Raw genomic sequence first — 19,688 nt, 5'->3', positions numbered from 1 at the left:
TATGTTTTTTATATTTTTATTTATTCTGTTTTTAATGAATATTATTTCAAATAGTTGAAAATATTTATATTTTTTTAATGGTATCTTTAATTAAAGTTTATGTTTTTTATTTTTAGGAAAATTTATTGCTTTTTTACTTATCTTAACTCTCAAAAAATATAGCAATGAAATTAAAAATTACTTTTCTTTCACTCTGTGCATCTTTTCTCTTGAATGCGCAGGTATTGAAACCCAATGGTTTTAGCAGTGAAGATCTTCCTGGAACAACTTTTAAATTGAATATTGATGATTTTAAAAGAAGTGTAAATATAGATAGAAAAAATTCCGGAAAAATTAGAAACCAATCTATTGTTTTAACACTTATTGATGGTACTAAAAAAGAGTTTATCCTATCCGAAAATAATCTGTTAAACAGGAAAATTGATAATATCGTCACTTTTGACGGATATTCAAAGGACAAAAAAGATAAGATAAAACTTACACTTGTTGGAAATGAGATCTCTGCTATGGTTAAATCCGGTACGGGATATTATATTATTGAACCTTATAAGACTAAAAAAGGAGAATACCGTATTTACAACTCTTTTGAGATGTTTGGTGAAAAATTTATCTGCGGAACTGATGAAAATGATTTTAAGGAAAGCTTAGAGGCTGTTGCTAAAGGCCTTAATGTTCAAAAGTCCGCATCAGGATTTCCTTACGGAAACTCATTGAAAACTTTCAGAATGGCCGTAGCCACTACTGGTGAGTTTACAACCGCTCTAGGCAATCAGGATGCAGCCCTTGGAGAACTGGTCGCTATGATGAACCTGATCAATCAGATCTATGAATCCGAATTATCTATTTCTTTTTCATTAATTGATAAAACGACTAATAAAACCTTGATTTTTACCGATGGTGCCACAGATCCTTTTACAATAGACCCTTCTTTTGCTTCAGCGGCTAATTCGCAATCTGGTTTTGATACTATGAATACGAACGGAACGCTGCCTTATGCAGATTACGATATTGGTCATACCTTTAATATTATGCCGGGAGCGGGAGGAAGCGCTCAGGGGCAGGCGGGGCCTCGTCCTTGTACTGCATCTATGAAAGCAAGAGCATGGAGCCAGTGGACACTCTCTATGCCCAAATCTTTGTCTGCTAACCTGATTGTTCATGAAATGGGGCACCAGTTTGGAGCAGGACATACTTACAATGCAGTAGGAGGAACCCCTTCAAGCCCTACATTCTGTACTTCCGGATGGAACTCCGCAGCAGCTACAGAACCAGGCTCCGGATCTACTATAATGGCTTATAAAAATAACTGTACCACCCCTAACGATCAAACGAATACAGGAAATAACGGGTTAAATTATTTCCATGCTAAAAGTATTGATCAGATTTTAAATACACTGGCAGTAGCTTCTACATGCTATACTTCTGTGGCAGTAAATAATACACCGCCTTCAGCTAATCCGGGGAATACAGCGATAAGCATTCCCAAAAACACTCCTTTTAAACTGAAAGGAATAGCAAGTGATGCTGAAGATACCAATCTTTCCTATACCTGGGATCAGGTAGACGTTGCTACAGCTAATGATAAAGGAGCTTTTGGAAGTACTATTAATGGAGCTGGTGGATATACTGCAGTCAACAGTACCACAGCGCCATTGTTCCGATCTGAGCAGAGCACCACGACAACTGAACGATATTTTCCAAAAATGAAATTTGTTCTGAATAACCAGAATAATCCTCCTGTAAATGAAGCAGAAGCACTTCCTTTGGTAGCGAGAACAATGAAAATGAGATTTACTGTAAGGGATAACAGCGTGATCTCAGGGGGAGCGGATTCTGACCAGGTTGTAGTAACAGTAACTAATCAGGGGCCTTTAGCAGTGACTTATCCCAATTCAAATGTGACAGTAAATGCCGAAACGAATATCAATGTAACATGGGATGTAAACCAGACGAATGTTCTGAAAAATACGGTAAATGTTCTTCTTTCTACTGACGGAGGAGATACTTTCCCGTATGTACTGGCTTCCAATGTTCCTAATAATGGAACTGCGGCGGTAACTTTACCATTTGTTCCTTATACCAATAAAGCCAGGATAAAAGTCACTGCAGTAATCAATGATTATGCAGAATTTTTTGATGTTTCTGATACTAATTTTATCATCAGTTCCAATTGTAATGCTTTCCAAACCATTATTGTAGACAATCCGAAAGTGATCACTGCAATACAGGGAAGTATACAGGCTAACCTTAATCTGGCACCACAAACACCATCTAATGATACCTATAATTCTAAAACACTGACCTTCGATGCTGCAAATATGACTGCTAATAGCTGGTATATATTCAACCAGGCACAGACAGCTCCTTATCTGCTTAATGCAAGCTCAAGTATGCTTACTTTAAGATTCAAAGCAACAGAAACAGGAAGCTATACATTAAGTTATCCTTCTCCAAGTGGTGTAGCTATTACTTTATATAAAGGAACTCAGACAGGAGTGGCTAATTTCCTGACCTCTAATGCTGTGTACTCCGGAACAGGAACCAGCTTTACCTATTACAGAACATTCACGGTAAATCTGGAAAAGGGTTCAGAGTATTTCATGACTTCAAGAAACCTGAGCAATACTCCTGCAGGATCAAGTGTTGTGCTTAGCATTAATGGGCCAGGGCAATTCTATGATACTGTTAATGCGCCTGTAGGGGTTAGTTTCACTTATGCAGCTATTAATACAACCACCAATACAATCACTGCTACAAGTCCAACAGCTAACTTTACTGCTTTACCAGTAGGAACATATACGGTACAGGGTATTTCGTTTACCGGAGCAGAAAGTGCTTTACTTAACAAAACGATTGCAGAGCTTAATCAGGCCAAGGTGTGTTACCAATTAAGCAGAAATAATATTACTTTAAATATTACTTCTGTATTAGGTACCAAAGAGCTTTCTAAAAAGCCAATTGGTTTGGTTCCGAATCCGGTAAAAGATGTTCTTCAGGTATACAGTGATGAGAAAATAACGGATTATGAAATTTATGATGCTTCTGGAAGATTAATGGAGAGTAATGCGATGAATAGTTCAGTTATTAACTTCACAAAATTTAAAACCGGTGTCTATATGTTGAAATTATTGAATCATAAAACACTGATTTACCAGTCAAAAGTTATCAAAAAATAATAGAGATTATATATTTAAAAGAGAGCTATACCATTATAGCTCTTTTTTTGTATAGAATTTGTATAAGTATTCATAAAACATTATTTAAAAAGATGAAAAACATGATTCTACTATTTCTGCTTTTTACATTGTTCTGTAATACATCCGGACAATCCCGAAGCTTTACATTTAACTTTAATCCTAAAAAATTGATAAAGGAAAACAGACTAAATAAAGAAGGAGGTAAAGAGATTATTTTCAATTTATATGATATTAATGGAAAGGAAACAAAATATATAACAACAGACACCACTACTGAGGCATTGAGAAAAGAGCAGATATACAGCTTTAAAGGTAAATCCGAAGATGGAACAAAGCGTATTATCTTAACCATTGCTTCCGGAAGCCTGACAGGAGCTTATACAGAGAAGGGAGTTTCTTATTTTATTGAACCGCTGGAAAGAAAATGTAAAAAGAAATATAAGGTCTATATACATTCTGAAAAAGGGTTTCAGGTTGGACAGCCTAATGATGTTATTGAATAGATGTAATAAAAAATAGTTAGTGTTTCATAAGAGCTATTTTCTTTTTACTTTTACTCTATGAAATTTTCATTCAAAAACGATTATTCTGAAGGGTGTCACCCGAATATCTTGCAGGCACTTTTACAATATAATCTTGATCAGCAGGCTGGCTATGGAGAAGATGAGTATTCATTAAAAGCGAAGGCGTTAATCAAAGAAAAAATCAACAATAAGAATTCTGAAGTTTTCTTAGTTTCAGGCGGAACCCAGGCCAATCTCATTGTAATTTCTTCGATTTTAAAACCTTATCAATGTGTTATTTCTGCTTCTACAGGCCATATTCTCAATAATGAGACAGGGGCTATTGAAGCGACAGGTCATAAGGTTTTAAGTATTGAAACAGAAGATGGGAAGCTAAGACCGTCAGATATTATTCCGATGCTGGAAAGCCACAGGAATGTTCCCCATCAGGTAATGCCGAAACTGGTTTATATTTCCAACTCTACAGAATTGGGAACTATTTATAAAAAACAGGAATTGGAAGAGCTTTCCAGTTTTTGCAAACAAAACAAATTGTATCTGTTCATGGACGGAGCGAGATTAGGGCATGGCCTTACTTCTGAAATAAGTGATCTTACATTGGAAAACGTTGCTTTGCTCACCGATGTCTTTTATCTGGGAGGAACAAAAAACGGTGCTTTGATAGGAGAAGCGATCATTATTAATAACGCTGCCCTTCAGGAAGATTTTGCTTTTAATATCAAGCAGAAAGGAGCATTACTCGCAAAAGGAAGACTGTTGGGAATACAGTTTATGGAGCTTATGAAGGATAATCTGTATTTTGATCTGGCTAGCCATGCGAATCAGCAGGCTATGAAAATCAAAAATGCAATGAAGAAAAAAGGAGTGGAATTTCTTTCTGATACCTATACCAACCAAATTTTCCCGATTTTGCATAATGATCTTATTGCAGTTTTATCCGAGCATTTTGAATTTTATGTCTGGAAAAAAACAGATGATCAGTTTTCTGCCATTCGTTTGATCACCTCATGGAATACAGGTGATGAAGCTGTTAACCATTTTATTGATATTATCGAGAAAGAATTATAAAAACTGAGTAGCCTAATTACTTTATTACAGTATGAAATCTATTTTTCCAGCCACTTACTCAACTCTTTGTCCAAAAGCATTATCATCACTTATTTCTGAAAAATACGGAATAAGTGAGGTTCACTGTAAATTATTGGTTCGTGGAGTGGGGGATACTTATCTGGTTGAATCTCATGATGCTCGATTTATCCTTCGTATTTATCGTTCTTCCCATCGAAGCCTAGCGCAGATAGAAGAAGAGGTAAAGCTATTATTGGCTTTAAAGGAAGCAGACGTATCTGTCTCTTATCCGATAGCTGATATTTCGGGAAAAATGATTGTAACAATAAATGCTGTGGAAGGAGAAAGAAATGCAGTATTATTTTCTTATGCTGCAGGCAGTGCCGTTAGATTTCTGAATGATCATCAACTTCGTATTTTAGGAAATGAAATGGCAAAGTTTCATCATGTTTCATCAGATCTTAAATTCGGACAGGAAAGATGGACTTTTGATCTTGAAACAACCATTTTTAAACCTTTAGAGACCTTACAATCTGTTTTTACAGAAAACCCTGATGATCATATTTGGTTGCAGGGCATAGCAGACCGGATAAAAATACGGTTGGCAAAGTTGGATTCTTCAGGATTCTCAAAAGGGTACTGTCATTTTGATTTTTTACCAAAGAACTTTCATTTTGACGGTGATAAAATTACGTTCTTCGATTTCGACTTTATGGGGCAAGGATGGCTTGTTAATGATATTATGACCTTCTGGGTACATCTTACTCTGGATACTTATATGGGAAGAATGACTTATGAAGAATTTCAGAATACGTATAAAATATTTCTGGATGGATATAGGGAATATCGTTCTATAAGCGATCAGGAGCTTGCTGCAATACCTTATCTGGCAATAGGATTTTGGCTTTTTTATATGAGATTCCATACCACTCACGATCAGTTTTATGCTTTCAGTCAACCTGCGCAATTGAAGTCATTTGTCGGGTTTATTAGAAATATTGTAGAAAATTATTGGGATAAAGAGAACTGATAACATTTATAAGTAAAAAGTGCTGTTCTTAAATGTAGAACAGCACTTTTTATATTGCATTATTTTAGAAATATTTATTTTACAGCTTTGGCTACGGTTTTACAATCTGTAGCACTTAGTTTTTGCCCGTCTTTATAGCTGATCTTCTTCTCGTCAGCATATTTGGTCTGGCCGTCTTCCTCTTTATGATTTCCAATTCCTTCTGTTAAAACATTATCTTTTTGAAGAAAATAAATATCTGTTTTACTTTTCTTTCCTTCAGAAGTGAATTCATAAGTAAGCTTTAGAGTATCTCCTGATTTGAAACCTGTTACGTCTCCTTTTGAACTATCCTTTTCACTGTTTTTATAGGCTAATTTTCCCGTAATGGTACCCAGATTATCATCGATAGAAGCAAAAACGCTGTCTTTCCCGGTAACTCCTACATAGCAGAATGATTTTGGTCCCAATGTGTCAATAACGGGTTCAGCTACAGCAACAGTATCTGCCTCCACTTTAGGAGCCGGAGCTTCAGTTTTTTTATTACAGTTGATTAAAAAAGCTGATACAGCGCCCAATAAGATTAGTTTTTTCATATCCTTAATTGTTAAAATCGAATTTTTACCTTCCAAAAATAACAATACTATTTATATATCAAAGAATATTGTTGATAAAAGAATCATTTCAGTAGTCATTAAAAATGATTTACTTTTTGAAAATGATTTAATGAAAAAGATTACTCATATGCTAGGGTTGGGATTTCTTACATTGGGGTTGCATTTTATGTCGGGCCAGGCCCCTCAGAATTATATTTATACTTCCTCGGGAGATCTACAGAAAATAGAAAAGATGATCACACGGGAAGATATTTTAAGTTTCCTGCTTTGTGTATATGAAGTACACCTAAGTTTTGAAAATCTCTATTTTTTTTACATGCCCTCAGACTCTCAAACTTCCCCGAAAACCTCTCGCTGCATAATAAGAATCTGCACCGTTGTGGTAAGTGAAAACGGTATCATAACGTCTGTCGCAAAAAACAGCTCCGCCAAGTTGTCTGATGTGAGAAGGCGTTTGTATCCAGCTTGATGTTTTAAGATCAAATTTTCCGAGCTTCTGAAGTTGACGGTATTGATCTTCATTAAGAAGTTCAACACCCATTTCAGCGGCGGTATCTATGACATTGCTTTCAGGTTTGTTGGCTTTTCTGGAATTCCAGGCTTTATAGTCATAGCATAGGCTTCGGCGTTTTGGGCTTTCCGGAGAACAGTCTACGAAGGAATATTCATCTATTTCTTTATTATAATCTATCACATCCGGTTCCCCTTCTGTTTCTTCCATTTTATTTAAAGACCAGAGTTTTTCAGGATCAGCTTCCAGTTTTTTCTGAATATTTCCCCAGCTTAACCCTTCATGGCGGTTCATATTTTTCTCAAAACGGGCTTTCAGTGTTTTTAAAAGTGTTTTGCTTTGTTCACGAGTTAATGATTTATTTTTCATATCAGATTTTGTTTTTGAATGGTTCTGTATTGTTGGATAATTGCAAAGGCGAAAGTTTTGCTGATGAGGTTTAGTTTAGGGAGCAAAGATTTTTATCTCCTTTAAAATTAATATTAAACAACTTTACAATCAAAAATGATTAATCAATAATTGTGATTTTTCTTTCTGCAGGTCTGAAGTACCAGGAAATAATAACCAACACGAATAATAATACTGCCGGCAAGGTTCTTCCTGCGGGATCACCAACAATCAGATGGGAAATTACCGCGCCAGACATGACGAAGAAAAAACCTGCATAAGCCCATTCTTTCAATAACGGTCGTTTAGGAATAAGGATAGCAATAACACCCAGAATTTTCCATATTCCGATGATGATCATCAGATAAGAAGGGTAGCCGAGACCTGTGAAGTTGGCCACTTCGTCTTTGCTTTTGATTAGCTGAACGATGGCAGTAGAAACCATTCCTAAAGCCATCCAAAGGGTAAATAACCAGTAAATGATCTTTGTTTTTTTTGTGGTGGGATTGAGCGTTTTCATGATATGGTTTTTTAGAATTAATCGTTGAGTCCTATCCCGTCCATGATTTGTGGAATGCATTTTTCAATGCGTGCTTCACGGGTTTTGGATTGTTTTGCAGAAGAAAAGTAGAGAAGATAAGCTCTTTGTCTCCCTGGAGTTAATGCTTTGAAAGCTTCCTGCAGTGCCGGATTCTGATCCAGTTTACTTTGAAACTCTTCAGCCATTTCAAACTCTTTTGTTTTCTTCATTTCTACTTTGGCTCCTGATTCTTCAATTTCAACAGCTTCAAACATGTATCTTTTCAGAATCTCTTTCAAATCATTGATTTGCTCTACATCGGTAAAACGAACCTGTCTTGCAGCCTGCACATTTTCAGATTGCTGAATCAAAATCTGATCAGGATCTTTCATCAAAGCACCTTTAAAGAAGAGAATTGCACAATATTCTTTAAAACCGTGGATCAGGAAAATATTTTTCCCTTCATAGGTATAACAGGGGCATCCCCATTTTAAATCTTCTGCAAGCTCAGTGCTTAAGGCAATAGTTCTTAGCTTTTCAAATTCTTTTTTCCACTGCTTGGCGTCATTAAAGAAAAAATTAACTTTTGGATTCATGGTGTTTTGTATTTGAGGGTTTCTTGAGGATTAGAGTAAGAGAGTTTGAGGGCATTAGAGTGGGAGAGTATTGGGTTTTGGAATGAGATTATCTCTATGATTGACAATCTGAAACCTATTATCTGCTACCTGCCACCTAACAATTCCTGTAAACGATTATGTGCTATATTGATTCCCTGTGCAAATGGCATTTTCAGATGCTGGTCTCTATAGTCTACTGATTTATAAATGGATTGGATTGTTATTTTACTGGTGGAATCTGTCAGTTTTTCAAATTCTAAAAACTCGATATGAACTGGGAATGGTGTGTTCTCCATTTGAAAGGTTCTTATAATTTTCTTATTCTGAACAATATCATGAATGGTTCCATTTGCACTGAATACTACTTCTCCCTGAGGATTTAACGTTTCAAAACGGTAGCTTCCATGTGGTTTGTTGTCAAACTTGGTCACTTTGGTTCCCATCCACTGTTCGAAAAATTCGGCTTCTGTATAGGCCTTGAAAAGCAATTCTACAGGAATATCAAATTCCCTGATAATGAAGATTTCCTGTTTGCCATCTTCGGCGTGAATTTTTGTTTTTAGTTCCATATTTTGAGTTTTCTTGAGTTGGAGGGTTTTAGGGTTTTAGGCTGGGAGAGTATTAGAGTGAGAGAAAATTGATACTAGTTAAGGCCTATTATCTATTCGTCTCTCATCTTTTATCTCTTATTACTTATGGTTTGGAAGGCTTTCATCACACTTTCCAGTTTATTAAATTTTTCGTCCCACATTTTGCGAAAGGGTTCTATAAAATCGGCTATTTCTTTCATTTTATTGGGATTAAGGTGATAGATAATTTCGCGGCCGTTTTGTTCGGATCTCAGTAGTTCACATTCCGTAAGGATCTGGAGATGCTTTGAAACGGTAGGTCTTGCCGTATCAAAATTAGAAGCAATGGCCCCCGCAGTCATAGATTGTGCCGCTACCAACATTAATATAGATCGTCTTGTAGGATCTGCTATTGCCTGGAAAACATCTCTTCTTAAATTCATCGTGTAGTTATTTGACTACAAATATATATGTAGTTATTTAGCTACGCAAGTATTTTGAGGAAAATTTTAATTTTAAATAACAACAGCTCAAAAATGTAGGGAAAATACACTCTTGAGCTGTTGTTATTTTTAATTTCTGTTGTACGAAACAGGCTTACGATCTCATCTTGAGATCTCCAACTACATTAATAGCTTCCTGTAGATACAGATCTTTCTGTAGGTTTTTAAGCCATATTTCAGATTTACTTTTAAAGGCTTCGTCAATTTTCTCTCTTTCAATTTCATTGGGATACATGGTGAAGGTAAGCCCGTTTTCTAAGGTATTTAAAACCTTGAATCTTTCCGTCTGTATCTTTCTCTGCTTCATCAGATCATTGAATTTTTGAACATTCAGAGGAACTGTTTTTTCTTTATCCAGATTTTCTCTCCACTGGGCATATTCAAGTATTAACTTATAATTATTGTTGTTAGCCATTCTTTCTGTACTCATCTTCTTCAAAGCCTGAATATTGAAAGCGTTTTGCCTGTTGAAATCTGTTCCCGGTATTTTATCCCAGGCTAATGCATTATCATCATATTTTTCACCTACTTCTGCATAAGTAAAAAGATCTTTCATGGGAATATCTGAGCTAACGCCTTTTCTTTGGGTAGATTCCCCGGTGATTCTGTAATATTTCTGAATGGTAAGTTTTATAGAGCCATAATCTTCCTGAGTGTTGAGAAATTTGTTCAAATCTACAAATACCTGCACTGTTCCTTTTCCATAAGATACGGGAGAGCCCATGATGACTGCTCTTCCATAATCCTGCATTACGCCGGTTAATATTTCTGCTGCAGAAGCAGAAAATTCATTCTGCAGAATCACAAGCGGACCTTTCCAGATGGGCTTTTCATTTTTATTTTTTAAGGCCATAATCTTTCCATTTCCATCCTTCACCTGTACGTAAGGACCAGCCTCCATAAAAAGTCCCATAATATCTCCAACTTCCGTTAAAGAACCACCACCATTACCTCTAAGGTCAAGAATAATACCCTGAATATTCTGTTCCTTAAGCTTGATAATTTCATTTTTAATATCATCAGACGCATTTCTTCCTTCTTTATTTCCAAAATCTTCGTTAAACTTGGGCAGATTAATCAGTCCATATTTTTTATCGGATGTATTCACAATGATGCTTTTAGCAAAAGTATCTTCAAGTGCGATCTCTTCGCGAAGCATGGTTACATCCTTAATGGTTCCGTCTTTTTTCTGTAAAGTTAAAGTGATGGGCATTCCTTTTTCTCCTCTCATCAGTCTTGTAACTTCGTTGGAGGGCATATCTGCTACATTTACAGGATCTTCATCAGGTTTAGATTTTATCTTTATAATTTTATCCCCTTCTGTAAGCTGTTTCGACTTCCATGCTGGAGCTCCAATGGTTAAGGTACTGATATAAAGATTTCCTTTCTTTTCCTGAATCATGGCACCAATACCGATTATTTTCCCCTTGAAATTCACATCAAAATCTTCTTTACCCTGCGGTGAGTAATAATTGGTATGCGGATCAAAAATATGAGTATAAGCATTCATATATAAAGTAAAAGAGTCCATCTTTTTCCTTTTCTTGAATCTTGTGAACTTCTCTTCCAGAAGATCTTTAACATTTTCTGTTGCCTTTTTTATCTTTTGATTCTGACTCAGTACTTCAGGTTTATCTGGAGTCTTGTCTTTACCGGAATCTTTCTTTTTCTCTGCCGTTTCCTCTTTACTGTTTATTGATTCTACTTCCTGAAGAATACTGTATTTGATGAATTTCTTCCATTCATTATACAGCTCCTGCCTGCTGGTTGGTGCTTTCTTCAATTTGGGTTCCAAAATCAAATCTTCATCTTCTTCCAGATTGATCGGTTTACTGAAAATATCCTGCGTGATTTTATCAATTTCCTCCATCCTTTCATACAGCTTGTTGATGGTAATATTATAGAAAGTAAGGTCACCGTTGTTCAGATAATCGTCCAGGTTGGTTTCGTGTTTCTGAAATTCCTCCATATCCGATTGAAGAAAGTATTTTTTTGTAGGATCTATCAGCTCAAAATAATGCTTGTAAACTTCTTTGGAGTAGGCATCATTAATAGATTTTGGGCTGTAATGCAAATAAGACAAAATGTTCTTTGCACTCACCATGATAATCTGCATTTTTTCTTCTTCACTGTTGGGTGGACGGAAACCGAACGCAAAAAATGTAAGCGGAAGTAGAAGTAAAAACCGAACGGTTCTAAAATTTTTCAACATAAATCTGATTGTGTTTTTTATAGATAACTATCATTAATTTATATTAATTCAGTTGTATATTCAATATTTAAATTTTTGATCGTTTTTATATTGTTGGTTTATATATTTTCAATTTTTTAATTAAAAATATTATTTCATCAATACTTTTGATGAAATTTATATAAAAATCATGTGAATGTATGAAAAATATTGACAATAAGTCTTTGTAGAGTGAATTTTAAGATAAATTTAAGGTTTGAAGAGTTAGACAATAATCATTCTTTATCTAGATAATCCGGTATAAACGAAAATGATGATTTTGATAAAAGTAATATATAATAACAAGAAGAGAATTATAATATTTTACAATAAGTCTGTCTAAACTTAACCACAAAAGTCACAAAAGTTTTTTTAAAAAACACTTTAGTACATTGAAGAAAGCTTAAAATAATACAGCATACCAGTACACGAAAAAAAAAATAAAGATTTTTTTAAACTTATATGTGGGCTTATTCTGTGCCAGGATATTCTCTTAAGCTCACTTAAAGTGTTTAAATTCATTGAATCTTCGAATTGTGGTTTACTATAATGTTTAGATTCCTACGGAATGACAAAGTGTACGGATACACTCGACGTCCTGTTTGTCATTCCGTAGGAATCCAGCCTTAGAAATTATCATTCTTTTATGTGTTTATATAATTTTCAACACTTTAAAAAGGGTAAGGAAATACCGCACAATGAATTTCATAGAGGATGAAAATCCTTGATTTTCAACAAAACTTTAGTGTACTTCTTATACCCAAAGTATATACATTAAATAGCTTAAGTGTTTAAAAAGCTTTTGTGACTTTTACGGTTTAATAAAAAAACTTAAACAGCTTTTTAGTATAGATTAGAAGGGGGCAATGAATTTATTTATTTAATAACCTCTCCAATTTCTCAATCATCTCCTTCTGCTGCTCCAGCATACGCTCATAAAGCTCCACCATTTTATCAAGAGGATTAAAAGTACAATGAAAATTTGCTTGTCCACCATCACTAAAAGTATTTGCAACGGCGCTATCGTGGAAAGTATTTGCTATTATATTAATGGCTGATTCTTCATCAAAATTCTCAATCGCTTCTGTGGGAACTTTCAGGATTTGTGCTACCTGCGTCAGAATATCAGATTCTACGGTTTCTTTTTGTTCTAAAAGAGATATTTTTTTCTGGTTCCAGTCCTCACCCAGTTCAAAAGCTAAGGCTTCCTGTTTGATTCCCAGCATTTCGCGAAAACGCTTTATATTTCGGCCTTGATGTATTTTTTTATTTTGCATATCTGTGTAACTCATAATAACAAATATAAAGCTTTAGAACAAAAAAGTAAAGCTTCTTTTTAAAATAAATGATATTCTAAATTATCTCTCTTTCTGAATAAAATATCTTATTATCAACTGGTTTATCCCTTTGCTTATGCTTTCATTTGTAGGAAAATAACAAATATGAAAAGAAAAGCAAGAATGAACCGCAGCAAATATAATGAACTGTACAAGCGTAACCTTACGGTTTTCCTCAAATCGTTTTCAAGAGCCTACGGCAAGATAGTCTACTTTCCCGAAATAAGAATTGCCGGGAAGTGGGTGCAGCAATGTGGTTTTCAGGCAGGAGACAAGATATTGGTTACGGTAAGTAGAAACCAAATTATTTTGGAAAGGGAAGTGGATGATGAAGGATCTCATTTAAATAGTTTTCAATAAGATCTTCCTTCGTTAGGATTACAAGAAATAAGTCATTTTGATTTTTCAGATATTTTCCTCTTAATTCTCCTTTATCGCTTACGTGCTTTGAATGTTGTTTTAAACGCAAAGTTTAATTTTGGCGCTTGTTTTATGGTAAGGAGCAAAGGGTGGGCAGGTAAACTTGCCTGATGAAGCGAGGTGGAGGTATTCTCAGGGGTTTTAGTGATTTTACTGGTGTTTATAGCGTAATTATAAGTATATGCTTGTTGTGCGGGATATTTTTTATTTTATAAAAACTCCAATGTATTTTCCATCGTATTCCACAACAGTAGTATTAATGTTTTTTTTAGCACAGAAATCCTGATAAGCAGAATTGTCACCAATATCATCACTGATAAAGACAGCCCCAGGTTTCAATCTTTCATAAATTTGATGATACGCCCACATTCTTCCATGATAACTTTTGTCTGAATCATAGTGAAAAACATCAAAAAAATCCACCTCTTTAAAGATCTTCGGTAAAGATTCTCTATCTGCAAAACGAAACAGCTTCCAGTATTTTTTTAAATTTTCAGGAACAATATGGCCTACATATTGATCACCGTCCTGAGCAAGATAAGGCATATCTGAGCTATATAATGTACCGTTTCTTTTTTGAAGCGAGAGCAATACTGCTAATGAAGACCATCCATAAGCCACTCCTGTTTCAAGAACGTTTTGGGCTTGGGTAAATTCACATGCATAATAAATCAGTTCCAGCGCGCCAGGACCCCCCATTTTAATAGGACATTCTATTTCTTTTACTTTGGCTTTTTCAAGTATATCAGCATATGTCTTGTTGAAATTGTCGGTATCCATGGAGAAAAGCAGGGAAACAGCTTCTTTTTGAGAAACCGCTACGGAAGCTGCCCAAGAATTAGTTTTTGCTTTTCCTTTAAAAGGGCTTCTTCTGTTCAGTGTATTTTTAATGATTTTTCTACCCAGTTCAGGGTAAAGAGCAGGTCTTTTAAGATAAGCTACAAGTGTTTTGAGAACTGTTGACATGTTGTTGATTGTATTTGTGTTAGGAGACAAATATATCTTATTAAATTTAATATTATATTTATTTAGTATTAATTTTAAGAGCAAGTATGATCTTTTTTAATAAATGTACATAACAATAGAACTCGTACGCTATTTTTATTTTTGATGTAATCTAAAAGTTTTTATACTTGACGCGGATTTTTACCTTAAGAATCTGAAGATAAGTAAGTCTGCCTGATGAATGTTTATGAATGGCTTCGGCGGCCTTTGGCCGCCGAAGCATATGTTATCATGAAAATCTTATTGTAAAAGAGGAATATTCTCTACCATCTAAGAATGATTTTCCTGTTTAAGATTGAAATAACCTCTTTATGTTAAAAAGAGAGGTTTTGCTTTTTTCTTTACAAAAATGTCTGTCCAGAAAAATACGGAGTACATTCAGAAAAATGGAGATACTTTTATGCTTTTTCATTAGGAGAGAGATTAGTTTTTTCTATTAACACACCAAAAAGTGTGTTGTTTTATGATGACAAATGTATAAAATAATTATATACCAAAAAAGATAATTTAGCTGATTTTTTTTACATTTTTCATGGATCGCTATTGGAGGATTGTAAAGAAGATATTAAAGATTAGCTGCAGAATAGTATACGATCTACTGTATCTTTTTCATAGGAAATGACTGTGTTGCAATTTTTCCATTCATCATTCCTGAAATTTCTGCAAACAGAGAGTCTTTGCCGACTTTTTTGTATACAATTGTTTGCGGAAAATCGTGTTTGGGATTTTCAAAGATGAGAGAATAGGGCTCTTTAATCAATTTCAAGGTAAAATCAACGGGAAGGTTATTATTATGATTTTTTACAGAAACAATATAATGTAGTTGTTTATTCTTTTCTATTAATCTGACAGATTCAAATAGAATAGTGTCTTTTTTATTGAGATAATAGCTTTTTCCCTGTAGTTCAGTATTGCTTTTTTTAACCCATGTTTCGTACAGATTACCTTTGGAAGTTTTAGTTTCCCAGGTTCCGAGCAACCATTCTGCTTTTTGTATTTCAGATTGTTGAAGAGCCCAGCTTCCTGATATTAATAATCCAATAACAGGGAGAAGAAATTTTGTTTTCATTGCCGTTTATTTTATTGAAGCAAAGTTCGGGCATGGTGAAGGATTCAAAATTGTAAAAATGCGACATCTTTACTCCGATCCATAGAAGAGGGAAGACATCTGAAGATTTTCCCCATAAAATTCTTTAGGAGTAAGCCCCGTAAATTCTTTAAAATCTTTAATGAAATGTGCCTGATCATAATATTCAGAGTCATGGGCAAGGGTTGTAAGATTGATGTATTCTTTATGGAGAAGATGCTTCAAAGTTGTTTGAAGGCGGATGGTTTTGGCAAGTTGTTTTGGACTTAACCCAATTGTTGAAGAAAATTTTCGTTCCAGCTGTCTGCGGTTGATATTGGTTTGGGTGGAAAGCTCATTTACAGAGATTTGTCCGTTCACATGTAAGAGCAGATCTAAAGTTGTCTTCACAATCCTATCAATGGTTTCAGTATTCAGCTTTTTCAATAAAAATGCTTCTACAAGATCTATTTTTTCTTTAACCGTTTGTGTTGAAATTATATTTTTTTCCAGTTCAGTTCCTTCATTTCCATAGAGTTCCTTTAAACAAACAGCTCTGTCATCCATTTCTTTTATAGGCAGAGTAGCAAACGGAATGAAACCATCATGGTGAAATCTTACAGAAAATATACCTGTAACTCCCGTTGGTTTTATCTTTAATGGTTTTGTCAGTTGTCCAAAAACACAGCTTCTGGGTTGTACAACAGTCTTTTCATCAATATATTGTTGGTATAGATCTCTATAATGAAAGATCATTTCCATACATCCGTCCGGAACAATAGTCTGCACCTGCGGAACATCCTCTTTTGGGTGATCCAGAGTCCAGTAACATTTGATAAAGGGAGCCAGGTTGGCATTAGGTTTAAATATCTGGTAATCCATAAAAACACCGTTATTCTGATTCTAAAATTATTAAATAATAAGGGAAAAATAACGAAGAATGCCCAATAAATTCGCCTTATATTTGAGCCAATGTTTTTCAAGCATTCATCAATATTATTTAAAAATGAAATTTGTACTGAACCTTTTATTTAAAGTTTTGCAGCTTTTAGCAGAACCTTATTTTTTACTATTCCTTGCTGTAGTTCTTATAGCGTTACTAAGAAGAAATAATAAACGAAAAAATCTTAAAATAGGCATCTATGTATTTACCGTCGTCATGATCATTGCGATAGGAAATGGTTTTCTGGGAAGACTAGCCTCAGATTATCTACAGAAAAGCTATGTGAAGACAGGAAATGCTAAAAATACAGCTTTTAAGAACCCTGTAATTGTAGTGTTGGGTGGTGGAGTTGTAGATATCGACAATATTGAAAAGCTGCATACTCTGTCCTATTCCAGAGTTGTTGCAGCCTACCAATTGTATCATGAATACAAGAAAAATAATTTGCCTTGTAAAATAGTAGTTTCCGGAAAGGGAAGAGGGCGCCTCAGTGAAGCTGAGCTCTTCCGTGAAAATTTTAAAAGTATGGGAGTGCCGGATTCTGATATGATTAAGGAAGATAAAAGTATGAATACGTACGAAAATGCAAAATATTCCAGCAAGATCCTAAAAGAGATGGCTCCTTCCGATGTATATTTGGTGACTTCCGGTTTTCATATGAAAAGATCTGTTTCTTTATTTCAGACTTTTGGATTGAATCCTGTTCCGGAAGCTTCAGATTTTATTGATACTGAAATTACCCCATTTCCAAACAGCTATAATGCAGCATTTACATTTGTGATGTTAAAAGAAGTAATTGGAATATGGCAGGTACAGCTGTATAACAGCCTTGGAATTAACGGCTAATCTTTATTTAAATATATAAAACCGGGCACTTAAGCTAGCTTAAGTGCCCGGTTTATTTTTAGGTAAAATGAATTCTTACGCTGTTTTCTTCAATGAAATTACAGTCTGAAGAACCACGGATGCAATAATAAATGCCAATCCAATATAAAAAGAAAGGTTAACTTCCTTACTTTCTCCAAAAAACAGAAATGCCATTATAATGGCGTATACCGGCTCCAGATTATAAGTAAGGTTAACAGTAAATGCTGGAATTTTCTTTAAAACCTCTGCAAATAGCACATAAAGTCCTACAGTACAGAAAAGCGCTAAGAGCCCCAAATAAGCCATGTCTTTCAATCCAGGAACTATGCTATCTGCTTTGAAATAGAGGAGGTATATGGGCAAAATTGCGCCCCAGCATAAAGTTCCGGCAGCCATCTGGTAATAGTTAATAACTTTAGTATCAAACTGTTGAACCAAACGTTTATTATAGATGGTATAAAGAGCCGCCACTGCAGATGAAAATACTCCCAGAATAATACCGAGTTGATAAGAAGTATCAAAATGAAAAATTAGACTTATTCCTAAAAGAGTAAGTGTACTTAGAAGTAACTCAGATATTTTGAATTTCTCTTTGTCAATAATAGGTTTAAATATAGCTGTAAAAAAACTTGTAAGGCAATAGCAAATAACCCCTATAGAGATATTGGCATATTTTATACTGGCATAGAAAAGCAGCCAATGCAAAGTAATCAGAAGCCCGGCTTTACCTATCTGAACTTTATCCCGAAAACGAATATCAGAAGGAATTTTAAGCAGTTTCAAAATAAAAAACAGAATAATAGAGGAGAAGAGGAGTCTGTACCAAACCAGTAAACCTTCATTAAGAGATATTAATTTTCCGAATACACCCGTAAATCCAGCCAATATTACGGCCAGATGTAATAATAAATATGATTTTTTCATTGATAATGAACTGTAGAAATTTTGATTAATATTTTTATAAGACTATGAAGCATAGGTAATTATGCTGTTAAATAATAACAGCGTAATAAAGCTTCCAATCAGTTTGAAAATATTAAGGTGCCGGAGGAGGCAAACAGTTCGCTCGGTTCATAGAAAAATTATTGACCGCAAATATAAGGAAACAGCTAAAGAATTCCTACATTTTGAAAACATTAAATTTATGTCCATCAGGATCTGCAAACACAAAACCGTAATACTTTTCGCCAAACTCTTCAGGTTCTGATACTATTGTTCCGCCTGCTTTTTTCACTTCATCTGCCCAAAGATCTACCTGTTCTTTAGTTTCCGCAGAAAGGGTAAATATGATTTCATTAGTTTTTTGAGCATCTCCAAATACTACATTTTTTACATTATTTTCAATAATATTCTTCAGAAAGAAGTGAATAATAAAGTCATTTTCTCCAACAAAAAAGCTGACTAATTCGTCAGAACTGTATGGGTTATTAGGTTTAAATCCCAGTGCAGAATAGAAATTTTGCGTCCGTTCAAGGTCAGCAACAGCAAAATTCGCCCAGATCTTTTTAGGTTTCATATTATTTTGGTTTTAGGTTGTATAAAATTATCATCTTTCATGACAACAAAGACTGTCATAGGACAAGATTTTGTATTTTTAATGGACAATTATTATTGGATTTAACATAATATTTGAACGGTATTTTTTTAACCCTAGAGAAAATAGATGATAATGAACGAGAATATTGTAAAGAAAATCAGTAAGTTAGGTGGGAACACAAACCATGTAAGTGGAGATAAAAGTTTCGTCTTACAATGGCAGAGCATTACTTTTGACCATTATCTGTACGACAAAGATTGGGATGTATACGGAATTGATCAGTATTATGAAAAGAATAAAGAACTTTACGCATGTGATAAGCCGAAGTTTTTTGATCAACTTTTAACACATTATTTTTCCAATCATGAATTTCCTTATGGTCAATATTTTTTCAAAGATTGGCTGTATACGCCATTTAAAGAAGATTCAGAAGATTACGGAGATTTGGACGGATTTATAGAAGAAGATGAACTTCGTGAAGCTGTAGAAGGTTCGGAAATGGAATTTATCTGTTTGTTTTATTCTTATGGATATCCGGATCATTATTTTGTTTGTACATCAGATCCTGATCAGTCTAATCCGACAGTCTACAGTACAGATCATGAAGTTTATTTTCAGGAGATTGAAAGTAAAGGGAAATTGGAAGATTTTCTCGATCGGTTTATGAAGCAGGAAGAGTTCCTAGAAATCGTTAAAAGTTATCTGGAAGAAAATTTGGGTAAATAATGGATTCTAAGACGATTACTCTTCTCTTTTAAAGA

Annotated in this window: 20 protein-coding genes; 7 read left to right on the top strand and 13 right to left on the bottom strand. The window is 34.6% G+C overall.

Annotated elements, in window-relative coordinates; genetic code table 11:
- Positions 1-164: 164 nt before the first annotated feature.
- The 4 genes from ACQ76T_RS07205 (at position 165) to ACQ76T_RS07190 (ending at position 5,819) form a co-directional block, all read left to right on the top strand.
- Entirely contained in the window at positions 165-3,176 is a 3,012-nt protein-coding gene (locus ACQ76T_RS07205; protein WP_431342642.1) for a zinc-dependent metalloprotease, read from the top strand.
- Positions 3,177-3,277: 101 nt separating this feature from the next.
- Positions 3,278-3,700, top strand: coding sequence for a hypothetical protein (locus ACQ76T_RS07200; protein WP_431342641.1), 423 nt, complete (start codon positions 3,278-3,280; stop codon positions 3,698-3,700).
- 57 nt (positions 3,701-3,757) lie between these two features.
- Positions 3,758-4,789: a threonine aldolase family protein gene (locus ACQ76T_RS07195; RefSeq protein ID WP_431342640.1), complete on the top strand. Its 1,032-nt coding sequence runs from the start codon at positions 3,758-3,760 to the stop codon at positions 4,787-4,789.
- Between the two features lie 31 nt (positions 4,790-4,820).
- On the top strand, positions 4,821-5,819 hold the full coding sequence (locus ACQ76T_RS07190; RefSeq protein WP_431342639.1) for a phosphotransferase enzyme family protein: 999 nt from the start codon (positions 4,821-4,823) through the stop codon (positions 5,817-5,819).
- Positions 5,820-5,893: 74 nt separating this feature from the next.
- Here ACQ76T_RS07190 and ACQ76T_RS07185 read toward each other — a convergent pair whose 3' ends face one another.
- The 8 genes from ACQ76T_RS07185 to ACQ76T_RS07150 form a co-directional block, all read right to left on the bottom strand.
- A complete protein-coding gene (locus ACQ76T_RS07185) occupies positions 5,894-6,394 on the bottom strand; it encodes a hypothetical protein (protein WP_431342638.1) in 501 nt (166 codons plus the stop codon).
- A gap of 343 nt (positions 6,395-6,737) precedes the next feature.
- Positions 6,738-7,295 carry a DUF4256 domain-containing protein gene (locus ACQ76T_RS07180; protein ID WP_431342637.1) on the bottom strand — a complete coding sequence of 186 codons (558 nt, stop codon included), beginning with the start codon at positions 7,293-7,295 and terminating at the stop codon, positions 6,738-6,740.
- Between the two features lie 139 nt (positions 7,296-7,434).
- A complete protein-coding gene (locus ACQ76T_RS07175; protein ID WP_431342636.1) occupies positions 7,435-7,833 on the bottom strand; it encodes a DoxX family protein in 399 nt (132 codons plus the stop codon).
- A gap of 17 nt (positions 7,834-7,850) precedes the next feature.
- Positions 7,851-8,429 (bottom strand): YdeI/OmpD-associated family protein, encoded by a 579-nt coding sequence (locus ACQ76T_RS07170; RefSeq protein WP_431342635.1) that lies wholly within the window; start codon positions 8,427-8,429, stop codon positions 7,851-7,853.
- Between the two features lie 125 nt (positions 8,430-8,554).
- Positions 8,555-9,019, bottom strand: a complete 465-nt coding sequence (locus ACQ76T_RS07165) for an SRPBCC family protein (protein WP_431342634.1) — start codon at positions 9,017-9,019, stop codon at positions 8,555-8,557.
- Positions 9,020-9,129: 110 nt separating this feature from the next.
- The gene (locus ACQ76T_RS07160) at positions 9,130-9,462 is read right to left on the bottom strand and encodes an ArsR/SmtB family transcription factor (protein WP_431342633.1); all 333 of its coding nucleotides are present in this window, start codon (positions 9,460-9,462) and stop codon (positions 9,130-9,132) included.
- A gap of 154 nt (positions 9,463-9,616) precedes the next feature.
- Positions 9,617-11,734, bottom strand: coding sequence for a carboxy terminal-processing peptidase (locus tag ACQ76T_RS07155; protein ID WP_431342632.1), 2,118 nt, complete (start codon positions 11,732-11,734; stop codon positions 9,617-9,619).
- An 890-nt stretch (positions 11,735-12,624) separates the two neighbouring features.
- Complete coding sequence (locus ACQ76T_RS07150; protein WP_431342631.1) at positions 12,625-13,044, bottom strand: XRE family transcriptional regulator; 420 nt, start codon at positions 13,042-13,044, stop codon at positions 12,625-12,627.
- Between the two features lie 150 nt (positions 13,045-13,194).
- Between ACQ76T_RS07150 and ACQ76T_RS07145 the strand changes: the two genes are divergently transcribed.
- Positions 13,195-13,449, top strand: coding sequence for a SymE family type I addiction module toxin (locus ACQ76T_RS07145; protein ID WP_431342630.1), 255 nt, complete (start codon positions 13,195-13,197; stop codon positions 13,447-13,449).
- Positions 13,450-13,713: 264 nt separating this feature from the next.
- On the opposite strand, the gene ACQ76T_RS07140 is transcribed toward ACQ76T_RS07145, so the two are convergent.
- The 3 genes from ACQ76T_RS07140 to ACQ76T_RS07130 all read right to left on the bottom strand — a co-directional run bounded on the left by ACQ76T_RS07140 (position 13,714) and on the right by ACQ76T_RS07130 (position 16,462).
- Positions 13,714-14,475, bottom strand: a complete 762-nt coding sequence (locus tag ACQ76T_RS07140) for an O-methyltransferase (protein ID WP_431342629.1) — start codon at positions 14,473-14,475, stop codon at positions 13,714-13,716.
- 634 nt (positions 14,476-15,109) lie between these two features.
- Complete coding sequence (locus ACQ76T_RS07135; protein ID WP_431342628.1) at positions 15,110-15,583, bottom strand: DUF6265 family protein; 474 nt, start codon at positions 15,581-15,583, stop codon at positions 15,110-15,112.
- Positions 15,584-15,652: 69 nt separating this feature from the next.
- Positions 15,653-16,462, bottom strand: a complete 810-nt coding sequence (locus ACQ76T_RS07130) for an AraC family transcriptional regulator (protein ID WP_431342627.1) — start codon at positions 16,460-16,462, stop codon at positions 15,653-15,655.
- A 124-nt stretch (positions 16,463-16,586) separates the two neighbouring features.
- Between ACQ76T_RS07130 and ACQ76T_RS07125 the strand changes: the two genes are divergently transcribed.
- Positions 16,587-17,369, top strand: coding sequence for a YdcF family protein (locus tag ACQ76T_RS07125; RefSeq protein ID WP_431342626.1), 783 nt, complete (start codon positions 16,587-16,589; stop codon positions 17,367-17,369).
- Positions 17,370-17,444: 75 nt separating this feature from the next.
- Here ACQ76T_RS07125 and ACQ76T_RS07120 read toward each other — a convergent pair whose 3' ends face one another.
- Both ACQ76T_RS07120 and ACQ76T_RS07115 read right to left on the bottom strand, forming a co-directional pair.
- The gene (locus tag ACQ76T_RS07120) at positions 17,445-18,314 is read right to left on the bottom strand and encodes a DMT family transporter (RefSeq protein WP_431342625.1); all 870 of its coding nucleotides are present in this window, start codon (positions 18,312-18,314) and stop codon (positions 17,445-17,447) included.
- Positions 18,315-18,510: 196 nt separating this feature from the next.
- Positions 18,511-18,906: a VOC family protein gene (locus tag ACQ76T_RS07115; protein WP_431342624.1), complete on the bottom strand. Its 396-nt coding sequence runs from the start codon at positions 18,904-18,906 to the stop codon at positions 18,511-18,513.
- A gap of 153 nt (positions 18,907-19,059) precedes the next feature.
- Between ACQ76T_RS07115 and ACQ76T_RS07110 the strand changes: the two genes are divergently transcribed.
- A complete protein-coding gene (locus ACQ76T_RS07110) occupies positions 19,060-19,653 on the top strand; it encodes a hypothetical protein (RefSeq protein ID WP_431342623.1) in 594 nt (197 codons plus the stop codon).
- Positions 19,654-19,688 lie beyond the last annotated feature (35 nt).

Source organism: Chryseobacterium sp. JK1 (genome assembly GCF_050632815.1).
Lineage (GTDB): Bacteria > Bacteroidota > Bacteroidia > Flavobacteriales > Weeksellaceae > Chryseobacterium.
Note: the sequence above shows the minus strand (reverse complement) of the source record. Positions and strands in the feature narration are given on the sequence as shown.

Excerpts from the sequence above, each read along its gene's own strand:
- ACQ76T_RS07110 (WP_431342623.1), top strand. The coding sequence starts at position 19,060 with ATGAACGAGAATATTGTAAAGAAAATCAGTAAGTTAGGTGGGAACACA.
- ACQ76T_RS07205 (WP_431342642.1), top strand. The coding sequence starts at position 165 with ATGAAATTAAAAATTACTTTTCTTTCACTCTGTGCATCTTTTCTCTTG.
- ACQ76T_RS07185 (WP_431342638.1), bottom strand. The coding sequence starts at position 6,394 with ATGAAAAAACTAATCTTATTGGGCGCTGTATCAGCTTTTTTAATCAAC.
- ACQ76T_RS07165 (WP_431342634.1), bottom strand. The coding sequence starts at position 9,019 with ATGGAACTAAAAACAAAAATTCACGCCGAAGATGGCAAACAGGAAATC.
- ACQ76T_RS07195 (WP_431342640.1), top strand. The coding sequence starts at position 3,758 with ATGAAATTTTCATTCAAAAACGATTATTCTGAAGGGTGTCACCCGAAT.
- ACQ76T_RS07135 (WP_431342628.1), bottom strand. The coding sequence starts at position 15,583 with ATGAAAACAAAATTTCTTCTCCCTGTTATTGGATTATTAATATCAGGA.
- ACQ76T_RS07140 (WP_431342629.1), bottom strand. The coding sequence starts at position 14,475 with ATGTCAACAGTTCTCAAAACACTTGTAGCTTATCTTAAAAGACCTGCT.
- ACQ76T_RS07120 (WP_431342625.1), bottom strand. The coding sequence starts at position 18,314 with ATGAAAAAATCATATTTATTATTACATCTGGCCGTAATATTGGCTGGA.
- ACQ76T_RS07145 (WP_431342630.1), top strand. The coding sequence starts at position 13,195 with ATGAAAAGAAAAGCAAGAATGAACCGCAGCAAATATAATGAACTGTAC.
- ACQ76T_RS07160 (WP_431342633.1), bottom strand. The coding sequence starts at position 9,462 with ATGAATTTAAGAAGAGATGTTTTCCAGGCAATAGCAGATCCTACAAGA.
- ACQ76T_RS07175 (WP_431342636.1), bottom strand. The coding sequence starts at position 7,833 with ATGAAAACGCTCAATCCCACCACAAAAAAAACAAAGATCATTTACTGG.
- ACQ76T_RS07150 (WP_431342631.1), bottom strand. The coding sequence starts at position 13,044 with ATGAGTTACACAGATATGCAAAATAAAAAAATACATCAAGGCCGAAAT.
- ACQ76T_RS07125 (WP_431342626.1), top strand. The coding sequence starts at position 16,587 with ATGAAATTTGTACTGAACCTTTTATTTAAAGTTTTGCAGCTTTTAGCA.
- ACQ76T_RS07115 (WP_431342624.1), bottom strand. The coding sequence starts at position 18,906 with ATGAAACCTAAAAAGATCTGGGCGAATTTTGCTGTTGCTGACCTTGAA.
- ACQ76T_RS07200 (WP_431342641.1), top strand. The coding sequence starts at position 3,278 with ATGATTCTACTATTTCTGCTTTTTACATTGTTCTGTAATACATCCGGA.
- ACQ76T_RS07170 (WP_431342635.1), bottom strand. The coding sequence starts at position 8,429 with ATGAATCCAAAAGTTAATTTTTTCTTTAATGACGCCAAGCAGTGGAAA.
- ACQ76T_RS07190 (WP_431342639.1), top strand. The coding sequence starts at position 4,821 with ATGAAATCTATTTTTCCAGCCACTTACTCAACTCTTTGTCCAAAAGCA.
- ACQ76T_RS07155 (WP_431342632.1), bottom strand. The coding sequence starts at position 11,734 with ATGTTGAAAAATTTTAGAACCGTTCGGTTTTTACTTCTACTTCCGCTT.
- ACQ76T_RS07180 (WP_431342637.1), bottom strand. The coding sequence starts at position 7,295 with ATGAAAAATAAATCATTAACTCGTGAACAAAGCAAAACACTTTTAAAA.
- ACQ76T_RS07130 (WP_431342627.1), bottom strand. The coding sequence starts at position 16,462 with ATGGATTACCAGATATTTAAACCTAATGCCAACCTGGCTCCCTTTATC.